This window comes from Vibrio sabulosilitoris (assembly GCF_055391395.1).
Genome location: NZ_AP029600.1, coordinates 1 through 19,229 on the forward strand (window position 1 = coordinate 1; position 19,229 = coordinate 19,229).

Here is a 19,229-nt window from a genome sequence, read left to right on the forward strand (position 1 = left end):
CGAATTCAACTGCGAAGTGCGACACTCTCCAATATCAAGCAGCTAAAGCCATTTTGGTAAATACAATGGCTGGCTGTTTGAAGCCTAAACACTTTCTTGGTCGATAATTTATCCGCGATAAAGCAAACTCTATATCAATGTCCGTCACCGTCGATAGATCGGTTCCTTTCTTCACATATTGCCTCAAAAGGCCGTTCGCATTCTCATTAGCACCTCGCTCCCAAGAGCTATAGGGATGAGCAAAGTACACATCTGCCTCCAACTCTTTTGCGATAGTTTCATGACCTGCAAACTCTCGCCCGTTGTCCGCGGTGATGGTATGCACATGCTCCTTGTAAGGCATGAGTAGCTCTATTGTCGCCTGGGTAACGTCATCGGCTGACTTAGATGGTACTTTCTTTACCAAGTAAAACCGGGTCTTACGCTCTAAAATAGTTACCATTGCGCCTGTACCATGCTTACCTAGAACAGTGTCAATTTCCCAGTCACCAAACCGCTCTCTGCTGTCGACAATGCTTGGTCTGTCATCAATTGAAACGGCATTCTTAATCGCAGGAGCTTTCTCTTTTTTACCGCGACGATACCGCTTATGGCCTTGCCTCAAGTGGCGATATAATTTACCGCCTGAGCGCTTGTCGCTAGCAACAAAACGATAAATCCACTCATGGCTGACTGCTGCGCCGGCTTTCGTTAAGACGTTGGATATCTGCTCTGGACTCCAATCCGCCTCTAGAAGAAGACGAATAAAGTCAACACGTTCCTTTGGAATTCGGTATTTTAGTGCAGCTCTCCGTCTGGTGATGGACACCATCTGTGCCGTGCTTGGACAGTAATGATTGCTCTTACGGCCTCTTTTTAGCTCTCGATAAACCGTCGAGCGATGGCATTGAACTGTTTTAGCGATTTCAGAAACTGAAATTCCCCGTTCCAAAAGAGCAGAAATCTGGTATCTTCTGCCCTCGGTCAACTGCTGATAATTCATGGTAGTACTGCTTGTTTCTTTGGCGAGAAGAGCGTACCACTTTCAGCAGTTGGCTTCCTCTTCTACACCTTCCCATGAATGTCGCACTTATTATCTGAAATCGGGTACATACATTTTCATAACTATTCTTTCTACCATTTCTTCGTTCTCATCAGTGCCCTAACGCCCGCTTCTAGCGAATCCCCTCATTTACTCTTTTCTAAACAATGAGATGAACGTACATCGCCTTCTCTGATCTAATGGTTATCGCCAAACAAACATTCGAACAGAGAGGAATGGCGATGCACGATACTCAAATATTACAACAATCCTCAGAAAATCAATGCCCCAACATTCACAAAAAAAGAGTGATATCTCTTGTACTTGCTACCAAGAGCGTGCTTGATGGTGCTGACCTCACGCTCACCAAGCTAGGCCGCAACCTCGATACCACCACTACCGTTAAGCACGCTATACAGCGGGTTGACCGAATACTAGGAAATAGCGCTCTACATCGTGAAAGAGATGACATTTATAAATGGCATTGCCGCTTAATTACAGGTGCTGAATCCAAGGCCAAAACGTACACGCGAAAATAAACCACTGACATAAATGCCATTGACACAAACGACAGCATGTATGACGTGAACTCCGATACAATCTTGAACATAACAGACAAGTCAGACAAGTAGCCGAGAGGTGATGCCAATAGAAGCTGAGCGCCTCCTATAAGTGCGACAATTAGAGCTAGCTTAAATACATAGCCTTTAGTCAATTGCCAGCTAATACCGAAGGATTTGAAGGTTGGTTGCTTGTTTAAAACTATTTCAAAGTCGACAAATGCGTACTTAGCAGTCAAGTATATACCCGGAATTATCAATGCAATGAAACCGATTAAAACGACAAAACCATAGACTATGTATACCACGACTAACCTTCCCCACTCAGGGAGCGTCACAGTGAGATCAGCCTGCTGATTTGTAATCTTAGACGCCATATATTTAATCAATCGGCACATCACGAATGAAAGGGCTGCAGTTTGAAGTAATGCGAATGAGAGAACAGCTACACTGCTGTAACTCATGCTGCCTACTAAAGCACCAATAATTGACACTAAAAGAAAGGTAGGTCCTACAATTTTAAGAATATCGCTCAAGTTTGTTCTAGCGAAATAATAACTATCAGAAAGTATGTCTTTCATATCAATGGTCTATGTTTGAGTGAGCATTCTATAGTATCAAACTCACAACATATTGAAACATTGGCATAATGCCGCCATAAGTTGCCCGCCCCAAAAGCCAAACATACCACCATAAACACATAAGCCAAGCCATACAAAAATGTGCCGTGTTAAGGGTCAACTTGATGACCTTGTTAACTGCTTACTTCAAAGAGAGCTATAAAGCTTTTAAAATTTAGAGATACTACACGCCAGTATATATCATCCCACCAGATCACTTTAGGCTCCCCACTCTCACGATAGTCAAAGCAAAAAGGAGCACCATCAGAAGAATAACCAAAACATATTATTTTCGAAAAATCAGTGATATCCTCGATTTCTCCAGGATACCCGCTTAAACCAAGTTCACCGTAGTAACCATCAGCGACAAAGCCCAAAGGCAAATCTTTGGTGAACAATTCAATTTCACCAATATTACGGCATAATTGTCCCAATTCTGTTTCCAGGTGATTTCCATATGAGTCGTTAGTGTTCTTTAATTGCCAGCTACCGACATCACGCTGTAGCTCGCCACTTTTCATAACTTTCATTAGATAAAAAGGAATTTCGAAATTCAAGTTATACTCCTAGCAGTTAACGCTCTGTTAAGGGGTGAGTAACGCAATACCGAAGCCGCCGCATGCCGCCTTAATCACAAAAAACAACGCATAGTAAAAATGCCACGCGTTGCGAATCCCTCTTGAACAGTTTGATACTCATTGAGCCCTCTCCCCCAACATAGCTATCTCTAACTATGCTGGTAGGCGACTAAACCAAATAGGAGAAGACTCGATGAGATTTTACAATCAACAGCACGACTATTACTGTGGCATTGATCTTCATGCTCGCATTCTTTATGTCTGCATTCTTGATAATGCTGGTAATAAACTACTCCACAAGAAAATAGATGCCAACCCTGACTTACTTCTCGACATCTTACAACCCTATCAAAATCAGATCGTTGTTGGCGTTGAATGTATGCACTGTTGGTACTGGGTGAGTGATCTCTGTTTGGACTATGCCGTCGATTTCGTTCTTGGTCATGCACTCTACATGAAAGCGATTCACGGGGGTAAAACCAAAAATGACCGTATTGACGCATACAAAATTGCCGCCTTGTTGAGGGGCGGTAATTTTCCCCTTGCCTATGTCTATCCTAAAGCGATGCGGGCGACACGAGATTTACTTCGACGTCGTTCTAAAATTGTCCGCCACGGAGCTGATCTCAAAGCGCATATCTCCAATACATTTACTCAATACAATAAACCATCACCTAATCTTCAACTGCGTTATCCTTACGCTAGAGAAGAAGTCAGGCAACGCTTTGACCAAGCGCCTGTCACAATCGCAACATCGACTTAGACCTCAACATTATTGCCTTCTTTACCAAAGAGTTGTCCAGTCTCGAGCACTTCATTGAAATGAATGCAAAGCAACATAACCCACAAGACTACCAACTGTTACAAACGATACCTGGCGTGGGGCGGATCCTCGCACTCACCATTTTGTATGAGGTCGGTCATATCGAACGCTTCCCTACCGTACAGCAGTTCGCCTCATACTCTCGATTGGTGAAGTGTAAGGCTCAATCTGCAGGCAAAACCTATGGTACTAGCGGGAACAAAATTGGTAACGCACACCTAAAGTGGGCATTTTCAGAAGCGGCTGTTCTCTACCTTCGTGGCAATGATAAAGCGCGTCGCTACCTTAACCGGTTACAAAAACGCATGAGTAAGGCCAAGGCGCTTTCCGTCCTGGCACACAAACTCGGTCGCTGTGTCTACTTCATGCTAAAGAACAAAACCGTATTTGATGAGCAAAGGCTTTTACCTGAATAAGTCGCACAATGGGATGAGTTGCGTATTTCGGAGCATTCCGATCAGTCATTTCGGGATTATCCGATCACCTATTTCGGTTTAAACCGATCACTGATTCCGCGATTATCCGATCACTTTTAACCTAACTCTGAAATCGGTGATCGGAATAGCGAAAACCGCGATCGGAAAGTCCGAAATCCTACCTTTTTCTCTTTTAAATCAATAGCTCGCTATTCTTTACTTCTTAAACAAGAAGGTAAGGAAGCGACAATGGCAAAAAAGAGAACTCCAATGAACAAAATCAAAGAGGTATTACGCCTTAAGTACGACTGTGGTCTCTCAAATCGCAGCATCGCTTCTTGCCTTAAACTCGGCCCTTCCACCATATCGGAACTCCTTACTCGCTTTAAACAAAGCAAACTTGGTTGGCCTCTACCTGAAAGTTGTAGCGATGCTGAGATCACTCAAGCTCTGTATCACGGCAAGAAAGCCAGTCGCGATAAAGTCATGCCAGACTTCACTCAATACGCAGTCGAACTCAGACGTAAAGGCATGACGAAGATGTTGCTCTGGCAGGAATATCATGAGCAATATCAAGAGCAAGCTTACGCTTACACTCAGTTCTGCGAGCACTTCACTCGTTGGTTCAAAACCCAAAAGCGCAGCATGCGTCAGCTCCATGTTGCAGGTGACAAGCTGTTTATCGATTATTGTGGACCTCGACTTCAAGTGGTCAATCCTGATACAGGTGAAGTACGCGAAGCAGAAGTGTTCGTGGCGACCTTAGGTGCGTCCAATTACACCTATGTTGAAGCCTTCCCTAGCCAAGGGAAGTCCTACTGGTTGGAGGCTCATGCGAATGCGTTCGAACACTTCGGCGGCGTGCCACAACTCTTAGTTCCCGATAATCTACGTAGCGCGGTCACCAAAGCGAACCGCTATGAGCCAAGGCTTAACGACAGCTATCAGAAACTGGCGAATCACTATCAAACCGCAGTGATGCCAGCTCGCCCCTACAAACCGAAAGACAAAGCCAAGGCAGAGAATGCCGTGCTCCTAGTGGAACGCTGGATCATGATGCGGCTGCGACATCAAACCTTCCATACCTTCAAAGAACTGAACCTTGCTATCCATGAGCTTATGAATGACTTAAACGAACGTGAGATGAAACAGTATGGCGCGAGTCGTAAAGCGCTGTTCGACAAACTCGATAAACCCGCTCTAAAGCTTCTGCCCAAACAGCGTTACCTGTACACCGAAACCAAACGAGCCAAAGTTGGGCCTGATTATCACATCGAATATCGTCGTCACTACTACTCGGTTCCACATCAACTTGTTGGTCACCATGTCGAACTGGAAGCCTCCAACCGTCTGGTGCAGATCTACCATCAAGGTAACTTGGTCGCCCAACATCCACGCAGCCAAAGAGAGCGCGGCAACAGCACACAGCCTGAGCACATGCCAAGCAATCATCAACATCAAAAGTGGTCACCTGGTCGGTTACTCAACTGGGGCGCCAATATTGGCCCAGCCACACGAGAAGTCATCCATAAGATGCTGAACTCTAAGCCTCACCCAGAGCAGTCTTATCGCTCTTGTCTTGGGTTACTCAACCTAAGCAAAGCCCATGGTAAATCGCGCCTAGAGCAAGCCTGTAAAGATGCGCTGATGCTAACAAAACCCAATTACACCTTCATCAACAACCTGCTGAAGCACAATCGTGAAGGCCAACTAAGCAAAGACAAAGTGAGTACACCAAACCTCGTTCATAGCAATGTTCGTGGCCCGAACTGTTACCACTAGGAGAAGAAAGATGAACGCACTGAACGACCAACTCAAAACTCTGCGCTTGAGCCATGCCGCGAAAGCGCTAGAGCAGCAACAAGAGCAACTAACCACCTACGCAGAGCTGGACTTCGAGGAACGGTTAAGCCTGCTTCTGGAAAGTGAGATCTTGAACCGTAACCAGTCCAAAATCCAAAGGCTAAAACGGCAAGCCAAGCTGAGAGTGGATGCTCAGCCGAGTCAGCTCATCTACAAGGAGGGACGAAACCTGAACCGCAAACAGATGAGTGAACTACTAACGGGCAGTTATCTACACAAGCACCAGAACATCTTGATCACAGGCCCAACGGGAGCAGGCAAAACGTATCTTGGCTGCGCACTAGCAACCAATGCCTGTGACCAGCAGCAAACAGCAAGGTACTACCGACTAAGCAGACTACTGGACGACCTGACCGCAGGTCGTCTGGATGGCAGCTATCAAAGGCAACTTCAGTCCCTTGCTAAAAAAACACTGCTAATCCTTGATGACTGGGGAATGGAAAAACTGACTCAAGAGCATGCAGGCCATCTTCTGGAAGTGCTGGAAGACCGCTACCAAAACAGCAGTACGATCGTTATCAGTCAACTGCCCGTTAAGGAATGGTACAACATGATCGGTAATGCAACCGTTGCAGACGCTCTCATGGATCGGCTGGTACACAATAGTCATCGAATAGAACTGGGAGGTGAGTCAATGAGAAAACTGGCGTAATCCGATCACTTAGAGTAAAAATAGGAAGAGAGAAAAACGGCAGACTCATGTGATCGGAATAAACCGAAATGAGCGATCGCAATCACCGAAATACGCAATGAGTCTAAAAGTCTAACTGGTGCTGATTATTAGCACATTGCAGAGCCTGTATATCTCTAGTCACGAAACTAAAGCCTAGCCTGCTGTGCATTCGACGTTCAAGCCCCTTTGCTTTGATTAGCCATCCCATTGGTGCGCATTTATACGAACAACAAAGTTGCTTACTCCCAAACTGAGCCTGATACTAACTGGCGCTAAAGCAGCCATTTTCTTTGAATAGTGCCAGCTTGGGTTAACCGAAAAATGTCTAGTGGCCCAATACTTTGTGTTGGCAGCGGTAGAGACCGCAATAAGAGACCCTCAATATGTGTTTGTCGTAAGTAGCGATTAACGACACCATCGACAGAGCGAAGTAGTCAGCTTTGTTGTTCGATTATGTTGGCTGCTGACGCAGCCAAGGATAGATATTGTCTATTGACAGGCTTGGGGCTCATATGTGTTATAGCTTTGTTCCACGCACCGCATTGTAAGAGTGACATTTACCACACTTAAAGACTAATGACTTAACTTGACCTTGTGAAATCTGTGAGGCTAGCACCACTCTACACCCACCACACAAATAGTCTGTATCGCCACCTCCAGAAATTACCAAGTACGGCTCCATTTCGGCGTAATTTGGCTGCCTTATTAATACCGAAGCTGTGTTGGTTTTAGGTTCAGGAATAATTGATAGTTGAATTTTAGGCATTAGAACTTCTCCAAGTTTGAGTGACTAACTGCAAAGATCTTTTTAGTAAATCGAATTCAGGAACTGAAATTAAGATTTTTTCGGCAGGTGATACTGTTTGAGCCGAGATTCCGCACCTTATTCAGGAATAAACCGCTTCATAGAACTTACCCAGTAAACTAAGCAGCCGAGTTTGGTGCTCTTGAAGCCCTGTAATGAATCGTTGGTCGTTAATATCTAAGGTATCTATTCCCTCGAACTTCAAGAAGACCCAGCGTGCAGTCGGTTTCGATGTTTGCTTGTTCTTAACCATACTCGGGAAAAACTCCTCGGTTTGTCCCAGTTGCTCTCTGATCTTGTGCTCTAAGCTGGCATAAACTAGCAGACTCAATGTCATTATCATGAGTAACGCTTCAATGCGTTGGGGCTTTTTCAAAAATATTGAAGAGGTCAAAAACTCGGGACTTTTTAGAAAACGGAAGCCACGTTCAACCTTTTGTTGAGACTTGTAGTGATCTAGAAGCGCTGCCATTGTCAGACTTTCGTTGCCGATGTCATTAGTGGCTAGAATGAACATGCCTACTTTGAGCTTTGCTAGCTTCACTTTTTCTAGGTCGGTGTACGGCACGGCCTCTATAAAATACTGATATCCTGAGGGTTCATCGCCTTTCTTCGGACGACCTGGATTGGCATAAATAGCAGCTTTGACGATAGCGGAGTGTTCAAAGCCTAGTAACAGGCACTGCGCCTTGAACTCCTTAAGCGCATGCTCAGCATCAGTATCGCATGCAAATGGCTTTTTACTGAGCTTGTTCAACGCTCTGATTTCTTTGGCGATGTTTTTCTCTAAGTTCTTGTAGAAGGTAATTTCTTCTCGTTTAGTTGCTTGCTCACTGTGAACCAACAACCACCGCTGAGCAACCTTGCCATAGTTTGAGTCTACCCAACATCCTGAATAGCCATCTACAATCTTACTTAACTGCTCTGGCTCTAGGCTAAGTAGTGCTTGTTTTGCTTGCTTGATAGTCATTGGAACACGGGTAATGAACTTTTGTTTTTGCTCATCAAGTGAGCAGATACTTTCTTCAGTGTATAGGGCTGCATCAGCGATAAAGTATCGACTATTCTGTGCCGCTTTTAAGCAATGGATATGATTACTAGTGACTTCAGCGAATGCCTTGGCATCATTGGTGTTGCCACTAAGCGCCTGCATATAAACAGGAAGGCCAGCTTGGTTTTCACAAATGAGCTCAAGAACCACCTGATTGAGCTCAGGACGATGATCTCGGCTATAGCCCTTCACTAACTTGATTGCCTTGGTATCTTCCTCGTGCGCATACTCACCATCAACGTGAAAGCTCGTGATATCAAGGTGTACAGAGTCGCTAGCGAGGCCAAGTTTATCGACCACACGTTCGGCGATGACCTGATAAAGCGCTGAGACATCGGCCTCATACAGCGCATCCAAGGTTCGGCCGAGTACATCATCGGTGAGATGGTGCGCTTCAATATCCTTAGCAAGCAACTTAGAGATGGGTTTGGTTTCAAAGAAGTCAGAGAACATATGCAATGTTCTACTGTGAAAGCCTAACCCATTGAGAATCATGGCTAAGACTGCATCACCATGGGAAACGTTGTGATTAGAGTACTTGGGAATGACTGAATCTATCATTTTTGATAGGCCAATCTCGTGACAAAATGCAGCAATGAGCCCGAGGTGATCCAAACGCTTAATAACAGGTTGCTGAGTAGGCATAGTTTAAAACCGTCAAATAACAGTAATAGATCAAACCTGCAGATCGCGGTCAAGATATTATCATCCTTTTCACTGCTAAATGTTCACTGGATCACACTGTTTTAATTCTAAAATTAGGTGCGGAATGACGGTTTGAGCTTTACCATGACGATCCATTATCTCCATTGAAGATGAACCTAACAGCTTAAACATATCAGAATATGCGACACCGCTATGGTGCTGAACGGCATTTCGTATGAGTACATGCTTTCTTATTGTATTCAACTCGCGTGTATTACTAGACTTTTTCCCTAAAATTTCCACAATAAGTTTGATTTTTTCATTATAATTTTTGAATGCAAAATCTCTCTTAAGTGCATCCTTAATTTGAGACTCCAAACTAACATCCGATGCAAAGTCCCCGAATTCAACTGCGAAGTGCGACACTCTCCAATATCAAGCAGCTAAAGCCATTTTGGTAAATACAATGGCTGGCTGTTTGAAGCCTAAACACTTTCTTGGTCGATAATTTATCCGCGATAAAGCAAACTCTATATCAATGTCCGTCACCGTCGATAGATCGGTTCCTTTCTTCACATATTGCCTCAAAAGGCCGTTCGCATTCTCATTAGCACCTCGCTCCCAAGAGCTATAGGGATGAGCAAAGTACACATCTGCCTCCAACTCTTTTGCGATAGTTTCATGACCTGCAAACTCTCGCCCGTTGTCCGCGGTGATGGTATGCACATGCTCCTTGTAAGGCATGAGTAGCTCTATTGTCGCCTGGGTAACGTCATCGGCTGACTTAGATGGTACTTTCTTTACCAAGTAAAACCGGGTCTTACGCTCTAAAATAGTTACCATTGCGCCTGTACCATGCTTACCTAGAACAGTGTCAATTTCCCAGTCACCAAACCGCTCTCTGCTGTCGACAATGCTTGGTCTGTCATCAATTGAAACGGCATTCTTAATCGCAGGAGCTTTCTCTTTTTTACCGCGACGATACCGCTTATGGCCTTGCCTCAAGTGGCGATATAATTTACCGCCTGAGCGCTTGTCGCTAGCAACAAAACGATAAATCCACTCATGGCTGACTGCTGCGCCGGCTTTCGTTAAGACGTTGGATATCTGCTCTGGACTCCAATCCGCCTCTAGAAGAAGACGAATAAAGTCAACACGTTCCTTTGGAATTCGGTATTTTAGTGCAGCTCTCCGTCTGGTGATGGACACCATCTGTGCCGTGCTTGGACAGTAATGATTGCTCTTACGGCCTCTTTTTAGCTCTCGATAAACCGTCGAGCGATGGCATTGAACTGTTTTAGCGATTTCAGAAACTGAAATTCCCCGTTCCAAAAGAGCAGAAATCTGGTATCTTCTGCCCTCGGTCAACTGCTGATAATTCATGGTAGTACTGCTTGTTTCTTTGGCGAGAAGAGCGTACCACTTTCAGCAGTTGGCTTCCTCTTCTACACCTTCCCATGAATGTCGCACTTATTATCTGAAATCGGGGTCTATTTTTACATTTTGTTTTTAAAGCTAAAAATGAAAAATTCCCACTAAAATGCAACTCCAGATAATAATTAAATAAATCATCTAGTAAGTCACTCCAAGCAGCTACCATCATGTTTTGGTATAGAGAGACCGTATTTGATATAAAATCACTTGAAATGTCGAGTAATTCAGTAAACTGAACAGGCTCAGTGTGGAGATCATCACCGAGATACAAACTTACTGTCGAGTCACTCCTACTTTGAGAAATCAAATTTAAGCCAGCTTCAGCACATGATGTCGCAAGAGTAAATTCAGAAAAATTATCGTTTATTTTATTTTGAAATGTATCAATTATTGTCTTCATATTTCCCCAAAGCTATAACGCCCGCTTAACTTGCTGCCAACTGCACTGAACTCAAACAGGCCACCGTAATCACTAACGCTAAACCGAACCAGAAATGCCACAGGTTGGCAGTCAGGTTGAAGCGTTTGTTAGCCTGTTTTTGCAGCTCTAATTTTTTTATTAATCATACGCTCTTGTTGTGCTATTTCTTTTTGTAAAGTAAACCTAGACACATAACGGTCATTTATCTGTCGATTCTGTTCATGAAGTACAGATTTCTGGTGTTGATTCATTGAAGCGTCTAGACAAACTTGAAACTCACCCTCATCTTCGAAAATAGTTTCAACAAAACCTATTTGTTCATACATCAAAACAGCTTTCACTTTACATAACTTCATTGTTTTGACCAGATCTCTGTCTAGGGTTGTTACACAGGGTAAACTAATAATGTTACCTTTTTCTTCAGAAAGGAGAGTTTCCGTATAACGGAATAGAAACAGATCCCATGAAAGAGCCCGAATCCTTTCAAGTGATTTTTCTTTCGGAGACTTTAGCCCAGGCTCATCAAAGACAGGAGTGAAGTCTTGATAAATAAAGCCAATCAACACCTTCCACGCAAAATATAGTTCTTTCAAAGGCAAAACATTCAGTTCTGTTAAGCAAAACTCAATAAGTTCGTGCAGTGCGTTTTCTAGAACAAGGTTTGGAGCCTCCCAACAAATATTCATTGTTTTGAGCATTAGAAGATAAACTAGATCCCGACGATCAAGTTGCTTCCAAACAAAATTGTTAGATCTGTATACATCCCAAGTTTCTTGAGCTTTTTTGAACATTTCAGGTGTGGTTTCAAAGGAAAATTCTTTTTTACCGGTCGATGTGTTAAAAATTCTCTCATCGAGGTAATGCGCCGCAGCCACCTTGTATATAGGCCATTGGCAATTATCAGAAACGAAAAAGCGCAGGTTTTCCAGCATAGGAAAACCAAAATCGTATCCTCCCCCCAATTTTGTAATTACAGTATCTAAGATTTTGTCAACCCGCTCTCTGGTCGTCAGAGTCTCACCACGAAAGTATTTTGGAAGATCAGAAACCAAGTTTGTATCAAATAATGCTCTTTGTTTGAAAGCAAGATCTGCTTGATTAGACTTCATCTGAGCCATTATCTCTTCAGAGTAAACAAGCAGCTTAGACCTTGAGAACACGTCAGCAAACAACTCCTCATCTTGAAAATTGTTTACGGGAGCACCTGCATTGTCTGTTGAGTATACAACTCGACTTCCTTGAAAAGCTTCAAGGTCACTCTCAATAACATCTAACAGCGAGTTTCTTTCTGTAGACTCCACGAGTGAAGCCTTTGCTCTCAAAATTTTATTCCTATCCACTCGTTTCTTTTCCTTAATGTTTTTGAAAACTAACACATACAGGCTAACGCTCCGCTAAGCAGCCAAAAACAATAGCGGCAGCCTCTGCGTGCCATCGTAAACACCAAAGTCACTGCATACCAAAACTGCCCCGTGTTTTTGGTCTGCTTGAGCGGCTTGTTATACGCATCTAGCGATCATACTTAGCTTTGTTCAAGACTTCTTTTAGTTCGTGCGTTTTTTCCAAGTTAACATCATGGATGTTGGCAAGAGCACAAACGTAATACAATACATCATATAGCTCTTCAGCCACTGAACCTTTGAGTTCATCTAATTCCGGCTGACCACTTTTTCCTTTACGAATAGACTCTGATAACTCACCGACTTCTTCGATCAACTTAAGAAAGTAATGTTCAGATAGTTCTGGTGCATGGTCGAACTCTTTGATGTGACTTTGTAACTCAGATAACTTCATAACTTCCTATTAATGTTAAATTCTTCAATACCGAATAACGCCCTATTAAGGTGTGAGCAACGCAATGCCGAAGCTCCCACATATCACCTTAAACACTAAACGCAACGCATAGCAAAAATGCCAAGCGTTGCGAATCACTCTTAAACAGATTGATACTCATTGAACCTTCTCCCTCCAGCATCGCTATCGCTGACTATGCTGGAAGGCGACAAAACCCAAAAAGGAGAAGACTCTATGAGATTTTATAACCAACAGCATGACTATTACTGTGGCATCGATCTCCATGCGCGAATTCTTTATGTCTGTATTCTTGACTCTCACGGCAATAAAGTCGTTCACCAAAAGATCAATGCTGACCGGGATGAACTCCGCAACCTCCTCGTGCCCTATCAGGATAAAATTGTCGTCGGGGTCGAATGCATGCACTTCTGGTATTGGGTGAGCGATATGTGTTTCGATTACGCGTTTGATTTTGTCCTCGGCCATGCCCTGTATATGAAAGCCATCCACGGCGGGAAAGCCAAAAACGACAAGATTGATGCGTTTAAAATTGCCGCTTTGCTCAGGGGCGGCAATTTTCCTATCGCCTATGTCTACCCCAAGACCATGCGTGCCTATCGAGACTTACTGCGGCGAAGAAACAAGATAATGCGCCACGGTGCTGATCTCAAAGCGCATGTATCCAATACCTTCAGCCAGTACAATCTGCCCTCGCATCGACTGCAATTGCGCTACCCCCATGCGAGAGAAGAAGTTCGCAGCCGATATGGGGAATTTCCCGAGCCAGCGATTAACCGCAACCTCGATATCGACCTCAATATCGTCGCCTTCTATACCAAGGAGCTCGCCAGTATTGAGCACTTCATCGAACAAAACGCCAAACAGCACAACCCTCAAGACTATCAGCTGCTGCAAACCATCCCCGGTATTGGCCGCATCCTTGCGCTGACTATCTTGTATGAAATCGGAACCATCCGACGCTTCCCAACCGTACAGCAGTTCGCCTCCTATTCACGTCTGGTAAAATGCAAGGCAGAATCGGCGGGCAAAGTCTACGGCACCAGCGGCAACAAGATAGGCAACGCGCACCTGAAGTGGGCGTTCTCGGAAGCGGCCGTTCTATACCTACGCGGTAATGACAAAGCTCGGCGTTACATCAACCGACTGCAAAAGCGCATGAGCAAAGCTAAGGCTCTATCGGCACTGGCTCACAAATTAGGACGCTGCGTCTATTTTATGTTGAGGAACAAAACCGTATTCGATGAACAACGTTTTTTACCCGAGTAAGTCGCACAGTGGGGTGAGCTGAACGTCTAACTGATGCTGAGTAAGAGCACGCTGCACGCCTGATGCCATGAGTTGCAACTCTAAAAGTGGCTTGCTGTGCCAAGCGTTGTCCAAGCCCAATTGCTTTGATTAGCCTCCCCATTGTTGCGCACCACAACGAACAGCAAAGTTGTTTACACCTGGGCTGAGCCTGACAATAACTGGAAGCATTAGCTAGCCATTTTCTTTGAATAGCGCCTCCCTGGGTTAACCGATGAATGTCGTGGGGGACGCCTAGTCTGGCTCTACCTAGTTGGTAGGCGGCGGTGAGACCACAGTAAGAGACCCTCAATATGTGTTTGCCGTAAGCAACGATTAACGGCCGAAATGACAGAGCGAAGTAGATTACTTTGCTGTTCGACTAATTTGGCTGCTGACGCAGCCAAAAGAGAGCTATTGCCTATTGACGGGAGTTAGGCTCATATATGTTATGTGCGTTTTCCCAGCTTAACTCTTGATTCTGTCCTATTGGCTAAACGTAAACTTTTCAACTGTTCTTTCCGTATTGCTTCTTCGTCTGGATAAACTTCAAATATCCAGTGCCTGAACCCAATACCACACAGCAGTCCACCCAAGGCAGCAATTACACCGCAAAGATAAGGGAAATATTTCCTATCTTTACTCACAATCTCAATTTTCCTATTTTCAATAGAAATACGGTCTTCCTTAACACTATCAGGCAAGTCATCTTGAGCTTCAATAATTGAAATTTTCTCAGCTGCTTGGAAGACAATATCGTTGTATGTGTTAGTTTGGCTAAGTAAGAAATAAAGACTGAATACGAAAACAACGGCGCCAACAATTGCCATTAACTTATAAGGGTTGTCGGTTGGTACACTTAACGATGAGTTCATACTCAATATCTCCTTTTATCGATAGCACATAACGCCCAATTAAGGGGTGAACAACGCCGCCACCCAAACCTAAAGCATTGTGCCATAAACACTAAATTTTAAGTAGAAGCAAAAATGCCAAGCGTTGTGAATCCCTCTTAAATTGCTTGATACTCATTGAGCCCTCTCCCCCAACATAGCTATCTCTAACTATGCTGGTAGGCGACAAAACCAAACAGGAGAAGACTCGATGAGATTTTACAATCAACAGCACGACTATTACTGTGGCATTGATCTTCATGCTCGCATTCTTTATGTCTGTATTCTCGACAATGATGGTAATAAAGTACTCCACAAGAAAATTGATGCCAACCCAGATCTGCTACTCGATATCTTACAACCCTATCAAAATCAGATCGTTGTTGGCGTTGAGTGTATGCACTGTTGGTACTGGGTCAGTGACCTCTGTTTGGACTATGCCGTCGATTTTGTCCTTGGCCATGCACTCTACATGAAAGCGATTCATGGGGGTAAAACCAAAAATGACCGTATTGACGCATACAAAATTGCCGCCTTGTTGAGGGGCGGTAATTTTCCCCTTGCCTATGTCTATCCTAAAGCGATGCGGGCGACACGAGACTTGCTTCGGCGTCGTTCTAAGATTGTCCGCCACGGAGCTGACCTTAAGGCGCATGTTTCGAATACGTTCACTCAATACAATCAACCATCACCTAATCTTCAACTGCGATACCCCTACGCCAGAGAAGAAGTCAGACAGCGCTTCGAGCAAACATCTATCAATCGCAATATCGACTTAGACCTCAACATCATTGCCTTCTTTACCAAAGAACTGTCCAGTCTTGAACACTTCATTGAGATGAATGCAAAGCAACATAACCCGCAAGACTACCAACTGCTGCGAACGATACCAGGCGTGGGGCGGATCCTCGCACTTACCATTTTGTATGAGGTCGGTCATATCGAACGCTTCCCTACCGTACAGCAGTTTGCCTCATACTCTCGGCTGGTGAAATGCAAGGCTCAGTCAGCAGGAAAAACCTATGGTACTAGCGGGAACAAAATTGGCAACGCACACTTAAAGTGGGCATTTTCAGAAGCGGCCGTTCTCTACCTTCGTGGTAATGACAAAGCTCGCCGTTACCTAAACCGTTTACAAAAACGCATGAGTAAAGCCAAAGCGCTCTCCGTTCTAGCGCACAAACTTGGTCGCTGCGTCTACTTCATGCTCAAAAACAAAACTGTGTTTGATGAACAAAGGCTTTTGCCTGAATAAGTCGCACAATGGGATGAGTCTGAAAGTCTAACTGGTGCTGATTATTAGCACGTTGCAGAGCCATAATATCTATAGCCAAGAAACTAAGACCTAGCCTGCTGTGCATTCGACGTTCAAGCCCCTTTGCTTTGATTAGCCATCCCATTGTTGCGCACCGATACGAACAACAAAGTTGCTTACACCCAAGCTGAGCCTGATACTAACTGGCGTAAAACAGCCATTCTCTTTGAGTAGTGCCAGCTTGGGTTAACCGATGAATGTCGTGGGGGACGCCTAGTCTGGCCCAATACTTTGTATTGGCAGCGGTAGAGGCCGCGATAAGAGACCCTCAATATGTGTTTGTCGTAAGTAACGATTAACGACCCCATCGACAGAGCGAAGTAGTCAGCTTTGTTGTTCGATTATGTTGGCCGCTGACGCAGCCAAGGATAGATATTGTCTATTGACAGGCTCGGGGCTCATATGTGTTAGCTTATAGGCTCACGGATTTCTTATATACCTCATCAATTCGGGATGATATTTCTGTTTTTACTACGCTATTATCGGCTTTCTCTTTTGCTAATTTTAGTAATCGGATTGCTGAGTCATAATCTGAGTTGCTGAGCTTCACCTGAGAAAGTTGAATATAGTCATTGTATGAAAGCTTATCCATTGAGTTGTTATAAGAGTCAACAAACTTAGAAGGAAGCATAGTTGCTCCCATGATGAATACGATATATGCGAACCCGTCTTGCCCAACTTTAATGAACAAGTAGGTAATTGCTGTAATAACAAGTAATGTCACAACAATGATGCTAATTACTCCCAAGCTACCGTCACTACTAGCCGAGCCAATTGTACCTACATACGAAAGCCGCCCCACAGCAAAGCCGACGAGCGCACAAGCCACTGGGATTGTGAAACGCTTGAGGTTTGCAAACTTATCATTAACTGCCATCAGAAATGATAGCAAACCTACGATTCCTGTTATTAAAGACCATGTATCTGGCATTTATAAACCTTCTTTAGTTAAAGTTTCTATTATGTAAGCTAACGCCTGCAATAAGGTGTGCCCCACTTAACCAGCAAAGCACACCGAACTTCCTATCAAAACCGGCGAGTGTAACGCATCACCTTGATTGCTTTGTTAGGTTAAAAGGGTATCTCTGATTAGCGCTACTTTTCTTTACAACATCGAGAAGAAGTAATCCATTTTCATGATTGTGACTTTCAAATGTACAAAATACTCTTAAGTTCGAAGATACACGATAAACAAACACTTTCTCTTTTGAATTGTGAATTTTTACAAAGCTTTTAGAGTTAACTAAATCAGTCAACTCCATATTGGAAAGTTTCTTATATGTATTAAAGACCTTTTTTTGGTCTACTTCATTTAAATTACTTACAGCTTTATTAAACTGCTCAGTGATATATATATTCATTGACCACCCTCTCCAAACAGTTTTTGGAATTTCAATGTTTCTTCTTCTAACAAGTCAATTCTACCGTCTTTTATGTGCTTCTTGGCTCGTTTCGCCGTTGCTTCAGCAACTTCATTTCGTAGAGAAGCTTCAAACTGTTTAGGTGTGATTCCTTTAATTAGCTTTGAATCATGCTTGAAAATAAGCACCTGATAAATGCACATCATCACTGTAGCGGCTAACAAGAAATAAAAAGACTCCTTCTTTGGTAGCTCTGCCCAATTAATCGTGTTCCCTTCAGCGATTTCAACGACTAATGTACTAGCTACAACGCTAGACACAGCAATCAGAATCAGTGGTACGAAGGAGCGTACCCAAGGATTTTTAAGGAAAATTTCCGACACTTTCTCAACCTTTACATATGCTTGAGGTAGACATAAACCATATAATTCTAACGTATACAGACTGGAACCTAAAGTGATTTAACCTAACGCTTATTATGTTGCAACCTGCCGCATAATCCCCTTTAGCATCGCCACCTAACAAACCACCAAAATCATACCTACATCAACATAATCCCTACATTTCACCAGATTATCAAGCGACTAAATCAAACATGCGTCGCAATATGATGCATATTGCCACCTATCATTCAGACAGCGAACTAGAATCCATTTAACCAATGCAACGAGTAAAGCCTGATGCGAGTTCGTTCTCCTTTTCTGCAGAAAATCGAAGCTTTTATGCGCTCGCGTCACTATGCAAAAAGTACCATTGAGGCTTATTTGTACTGGGTTAAGCAATACATCCTCTTTCATCAAAAGCAGCACCCTAGCCAGTTAGGTTCACCTCATGTGGAAGCATTTCTTACCCACCTGTCGCTGACTCGCCACGTCTCAGCGAATACCCAAGCTCAAGCACTCAATGCGTTGGTTTTTATGTATAAACACATTCTGTTTCAACCAATTGATGTCGATATGAAATTTAGAAAAGCAACCAAACCGAAAAAGCTTCCTATCGTACTCACGCCCTCGGAAATGCGCATGTTGTTACAGTGCGCTAAGCCAAGCCTTCTATTGCCAATGCAGTTAATGTATGGCTCTGGTCTGCGAGTGAAAGAGTGTATAAGGCTTCGATATGCGGATATCGACTTTGATTATCTTGCTTTGCGGATACTGGTTTCAAAGGGGAACAAGAGTCGCACAGTGACTCTGGCCAAGGAGTTGCTTCCAGCGCTTCATGCTCAACTGGAAAAGGTTAAATATTATTGGCAGCAAGATATTCGAGTCAGTGGTTATGATGGAGTAAGCCTGCCGGCAGCATTAGCCAAAAAGTATCCCAATGCCAGCACATCACTTGAATGGCAGTTCGTCTTTCCTTCTCATCGACTGAGCCAAAACCCAAGCAGTGGTCAGCTTGGCCGGTATCATATCGATGTCAGCACCCTTCAGCGTGCGATAAAAGCAGCAGCTCATAAGGCGCAAATCGATAAACCAGTGACGTCACACACCTTACGCCATTCATTTGCAACACATTTGCTTGAGAGTGGCGCTGATATTCGCACCGTGCAAGAGCAGCTTGGCCATGTCGATGTCAAGACCACTCAGATTTATACTCATGTACTAGAGCGAGGCGCACAAGGGGTTCAAAGCCCACTCTCACGTTTATAATT

The 19,229-nt window shown here is 43.9% G+C and carries 19 protein-coding genes and 1 pseudogene; 6 read left to right on the forward strand and 14 right to left on the reverse strand.

Features of this window, described 5'->3' with window-relative positions:
- Window positions 1-34: 34 nt before the first annotated feature.
- From ACZ5R2_RS15980 to ACZ5R2_RS15990, 3 genes are all read right to left on the reverse strand, one after another.
- Entirely contained in the window at window positions 35-982 is a 948-nt protein-coding gene (locus tag ACZ5R2_RS15980; protein ID WP_464899512.1) for an IS30 family transposase, read from the reverse strand.
- Between the two features lie 511 nt (window positions 983-1,493).
- Window positions 1,494-2,162, reverse strand: a complete 669-nt coding sequence (locus tag ACZ5R2_RS15985) for a hypothetical protein (protein ID WP_464903579.1) — start codon at window positions 2,160-2,162, stop codon at window positions 1,494-1,496.
- A gap of 173 nt (window positions 2,163-2,335) precedes the next feature.
- A complete protein-coding gene (locus ACZ5R2_RS15990) occupies window positions 2,336-2,758 on the reverse strand; it encodes an SMI1/KNR4 family protein (protein ID WP_464903578.1) in 423 nt (140 codons plus the stop codon).
- Between the two features lie 214 nt (window positions 2,759-2,972).
- On the opposite strand from ACZ5R2_RS15990, the pseudogene ACZ5R2_RS15995 reads away from it, so the two are divergent.
- The 3 genes and pseudogenes from ACZ5R2_RS15995 (at window position 2,973) to istB (ending at window position 6,533) form a co-directional block, all read left to right on the forward strand.
- A pseudogene (locus ACZ5R2_RS15995) lies at window positions 2,973-4,018 on the forward strand (IS110 family RNA-guided transposase).
- A gap of 249 nt (window positions 4,019-4,267) precedes the next feature.
- Window positions 4,268-5,800: an IS21 family transposase gene (gene istA, locus ACZ5R2_RS16000; RefSeq protein WP_464899936.1), complete on the forward strand. Its 1,533-nt coding sequence runs from the start codon at window positions 4,268-4,270 to the stop codon at window positions 5,798-5,800.
- Window positions 5,801-5,810: 10 nt separating this feature from the next.
- Window positions 5,811-6,533: an IS21-like element ISVch3 family helper ATPase IstB gene (istB, locus tag ACZ5R2_RS16005; RefSeq protein ID WP_464899937.1), complete on the forward strand. Its 723-nt coding sequence runs from the start codon at window positions 5,811-5,813 to the stop codon at window positions 6,531-6,533.
- Window positions 6,534-7,071: 538 nt separating this feature from the next.
- Here istB and ACZ5R2_RS16010 read toward each other — a convergent pair.
- The 7 genes from ACZ5R2_RS16010 to ACZ5R2_RS16040 form a co-directional block, all read right to left on the reverse strand.
- Window positions 7,072-7,320 carry a hypothetical protein gene (locus tag ACZ5R2_RS16010; RefSeq protein WP_464903577.1) on the reverse strand — a complete coding sequence of 83 codons (249 nt, stop codon included), beginning with the start codon at window positions 7,318-7,320 and terminating at the stop codon, window positions 7,072-7,074.
- Window positions 7,321-7,441: 121 nt separating this feature from the next.
- Window positions 7,442-9,055 (reverse strand): IS1634 family transposase, encoded by a 1,614-nt coding sequence (locus ACZ5R2_RS16015; RefSeq protein WP_464899543.1) that lies wholly within the window; start codon window positions 9,053-9,055, stop codon window positions 7,442-7,444.
- A 75-nt stretch (window positions 9,056-9,130) separates the two neighbouring features.
- The gene (locus tag ACZ5R2_RS16020; protein WP_464903576.1) at window positions 9,131-9,433 is read right to left on the reverse strand and encodes a hypothetical protein; all 303 of its coding nucleotides are present in this window, start codon (window positions 9,431-9,433) and stop codon (window positions 9,131-9,133) included.
- A 57-nt stretch (window positions 9,434-9,490) separates the two neighbouring features.
- Window positions 9,491-10,438: an IS30 family transposase gene (locus tag ACZ5R2_RS16025; protein ID WP_464899512.1), complete on the reverse strand. Its 948-nt coding sequence runs from the start codon at window positions 10,436-10,438 to the stop codon at window positions 9,491-9,493.
- Window positions 10,362-10,889, reverse strand: a complete 528-nt coding sequence (locus ACZ5R2_RS16030; protein ID WP_464903575.1) for a hypothetical protein — start codon at window positions 10,887-10,889, stop codon at window positions 10,362-10,364. The genes ACZ5R2_RS16025 and ACZ5R2_RS16030 overlap by 77 nt, the downstream gene beginning before the upstream one ends.
- 128 nt (window positions 10,890-11,017) lie before the next feature.
- Window positions 11,018-12,250, reverse strand: coding sequence for a hypothetical protein (locus ACZ5R2_RS16035; RefSeq protein WP_464903574.1), 1,233 nt, complete (start codon window positions 12,248-12,250; stop codon window positions 11,018-11,020).
- A gap of 169 nt (window positions 12,251-12,419) precedes the next feature.
- Window positions 12,420-12,704: a MazG nucleotide pyrophosphohydrolase domain-containing protein gene (locus tag ACZ5R2_RS16040; protein ID WP_464903573.1), complete on the reverse strand. Its 285-nt coding sequence runs from the start codon at window positions 12,702-12,704 to the stop codon at window positions 12,420-12,422.
- 234 nt (window positions 12,705-12,938) lie between these two features.
- Between ACZ5R2_RS16040 and ACZ5R2_RS16045 the strand changes: the two genes are divergently transcribed.
- Window positions 12,939-13,991, forward strand: coding sequence for an IS110 family RNA-guided transposase (locus tag ACZ5R2_RS16045; RefSeq protein WP_464903572.1), 1,053 nt, complete (start codon window positions 12,939-12,941; stop codon window positions 13,989-13,991).
- A 467-nt stretch (window positions 13,992-14,458) separates the two neighbouring features.
- Here ACZ5R2_RS16045 and ACZ5R2_RS16050 read toward each other — a convergent pair whose 3' ends face one another.
- On the reverse strand, window positions 14,459-14,884 hold the full coding sequence (locus tag ACZ5R2_RS16050; RefSeq protein ID WP_464903571.1) for a hypothetical protein: 426 nt from the start codon (window positions 14,882-14,884) through the stop codon (window positions 14,459-14,461).
- A gap of 229 nt (window positions 14,885-15,113) precedes the next feature.
- Between ACZ5R2_RS16050 and ACZ5R2_RS16055 the strand changes: the two genes are divergently transcribed.
- Entirely contained in the window at window positions 15,114-16,157 is a 1,044-nt protein-coding gene (locus ACZ5R2_RS16055; RefSeq protein WP_464903570.1) for an IS110 family RNA-guided transposase, read from the forward strand.
- A 472-nt stretch (window positions 16,158-16,629) separates the two neighbouring features.
- Here ACZ5R2_RS16055 and ACZ5R2_RS16060 read toward each other — a convergent pair whose 3' ends face one another.
- The 3 genes from ACZ5R2_RS16060 to ACZ5R2_RS16070 form a co-directional block, all read right to left on the reverse strand.
- Window positions 16,630-17,148 carry a hypothetical protein gene (locus ACZ5R2_RS16060; RefSeq protein ID WP_464903569.1) on the reverse strand — a complete coding sequence of 173 codons (519 nt, stop codon included), beginning with the start codon at window positions 17,146-17,148 and terminating at the stop codon, window positions 16,630-16,632.
- A gap of 118 nt (window positions 17,149-17,266) precedes the next feature.
- Complete coding sequence (locus tag ACZ5R2_RS16065; protein ID WP_464903568.1) at window positions 17,267-17,578, reverse strand: hypothetical protein; 312 nt, start codon at window positions 17,576-17,578, stop codon at window positions 17,267-17,269.
- Window positions 17,575-17,961: a hypothetical protein gene (locus ACZ5R2_RS16070; protein WP_464903567.1), complete on the reverse strand. Its 387-nt coding sequence runs from the start codon at window positions 17,959-17,961 to the stop codon at window positions 17,575-17,577. The genes ACZ5R2_RS16065 and ACZ5R2_RS16070 overlap by 4 nt, the downstream gene beginning before the upstream one ends.
- 297 nt (window positions 17,962-18,258) lie before the next feature.
- Here ACZ5R2_RS16070 and ACZ5R2_RS16075 point away from each other — a divergent pair, with 297 nt between their 5' ends.
- On the forward strand, window positions 18,259-19,227 hold the full coding sequence (locus tag ACZ5R2_RS16075; RefSeq protein WP_464903566.1) for an integron integrase: 969 nt from the start codon (window positions 18,259-18,261) through the stop codon (window positions 19,225-19,227).
- Window positions 19,228-19,229: the final 2 nt, after the last annotated feature.

What these genes read in the sequence shown, in the direction of transcription:
- ACZ5R2_RS16025 (WP_464899512.1), bottom strand. Translation starts at nt 10,438, where the DNA reads ATGAATTATCAGCAGTTGACCGAGGGCAGAAGATACCAGATTTCTGCT.
- ACZ5R2_RS16075 (WP_464903566.1), top strand. Translation starts at nt 18,259, where the DNA reads ATGCGAGTTCGTTCTCCTTTTCTGCAGAAAATCGAAGCTTTTATGCGC.
- istA (WP_464899936.1), top strand. Translation starts at nt 4,268, where the DNA reads ATGGCAAAAAAGAGAACTCCAATGAACAAAATCAAAGAGGTATTACGC.
- ACZ5R2_RS15985 (WP_464903579.1), bottom strand. Translation starts at nt 2,162, where the DNA reads ATGAAAGACATACTTTCTGATAGTTATTATTTCGCTAGAACAAACTTG.
- ACZ5R2_RS16050 (WP_464903571.1), bottom strand. Translation starts at nt 14,884, where the DNA reads ATGAACTCATCGTTAAGTGTACCAACCGACAACCCTTATAAGTTAATG.
- ACZ5R2_RS16045 (WP_464903572.1), top strand. Translation starts at nt 12,939, where the DNA reads ATGAGATTTTATAACCAACAGCATGACTATTACTGTGGCATCGATCTC.
- ACZ5R2_RS16010 (WP_464903577.1), bottom strand. Translation starts at nt 7,320, where the DNA reads ATGCCTAAAATTCAACTATCAATTATTCCTGAACCTAAAACCAACACA.
- ACZ5R2_RS16030 (WP_464903575.1), bottom strand. Translation starts at nt 10,889, where the DNA reads ATGAAGACAATAATTGATACATTTCAAAATAAAATAAACGATAATTTT.
- ACZ5R2_RS16040 (WP_464903573.1), bottom strand. Translation starts at nt 12,704, where the DNA reads ATGAAGTTATCTGAGTTACAAAGTCACATCAAAGAGTTCGACCATGCA.
- ACZ5R2_RS15980 (WP_464899512.1), bottom strand. Translation starts at nt 982, where the DNA reads ATGAATTATCAGCAGTTGACCGAGGGCAGAAGATACCAGATTTCTGCT.
- ACZ5R2_RS16015 (WP_464899543.1), bottom strand. Translation starts at nt 9,055, where the DNA reads ATGCCTACTCAGCAACCTGTTATTAAGCGTTTGGATCACCTCGGGCTC.
- ACZ5R2_RS16055 (WP_464903570.1), top strand. Translation starts at nt 15,114, where the DNA reads ATGAGATTTTACAATCAACAGCACGACTATTACTGTGGCATTGATCTT.
- ACZ5R2_RS16060 (WP_464903569.1), bottom strand. Translation starts at nt 17,148, where the DNA reads ATGCCAGATACATGGTCTTTAATAACAGGAATCGTAGGTTTGCTATCA.
- ACZ5R2_RS16065 (WP_464903568.1), bottom strand. Translation starts at nt 17,578, where the DNA reads ATGAATATATATATCACTGAGCAGTTTAATAAAGCTGTAAGTAATTTA.
- istB (WP_464899937.1), top strand. Translation starts at nt 5,811, where the DNA reads ATGAACGCACTGAACGACCAACTCAAAACTCTGCGCTTGAGCCATGCC.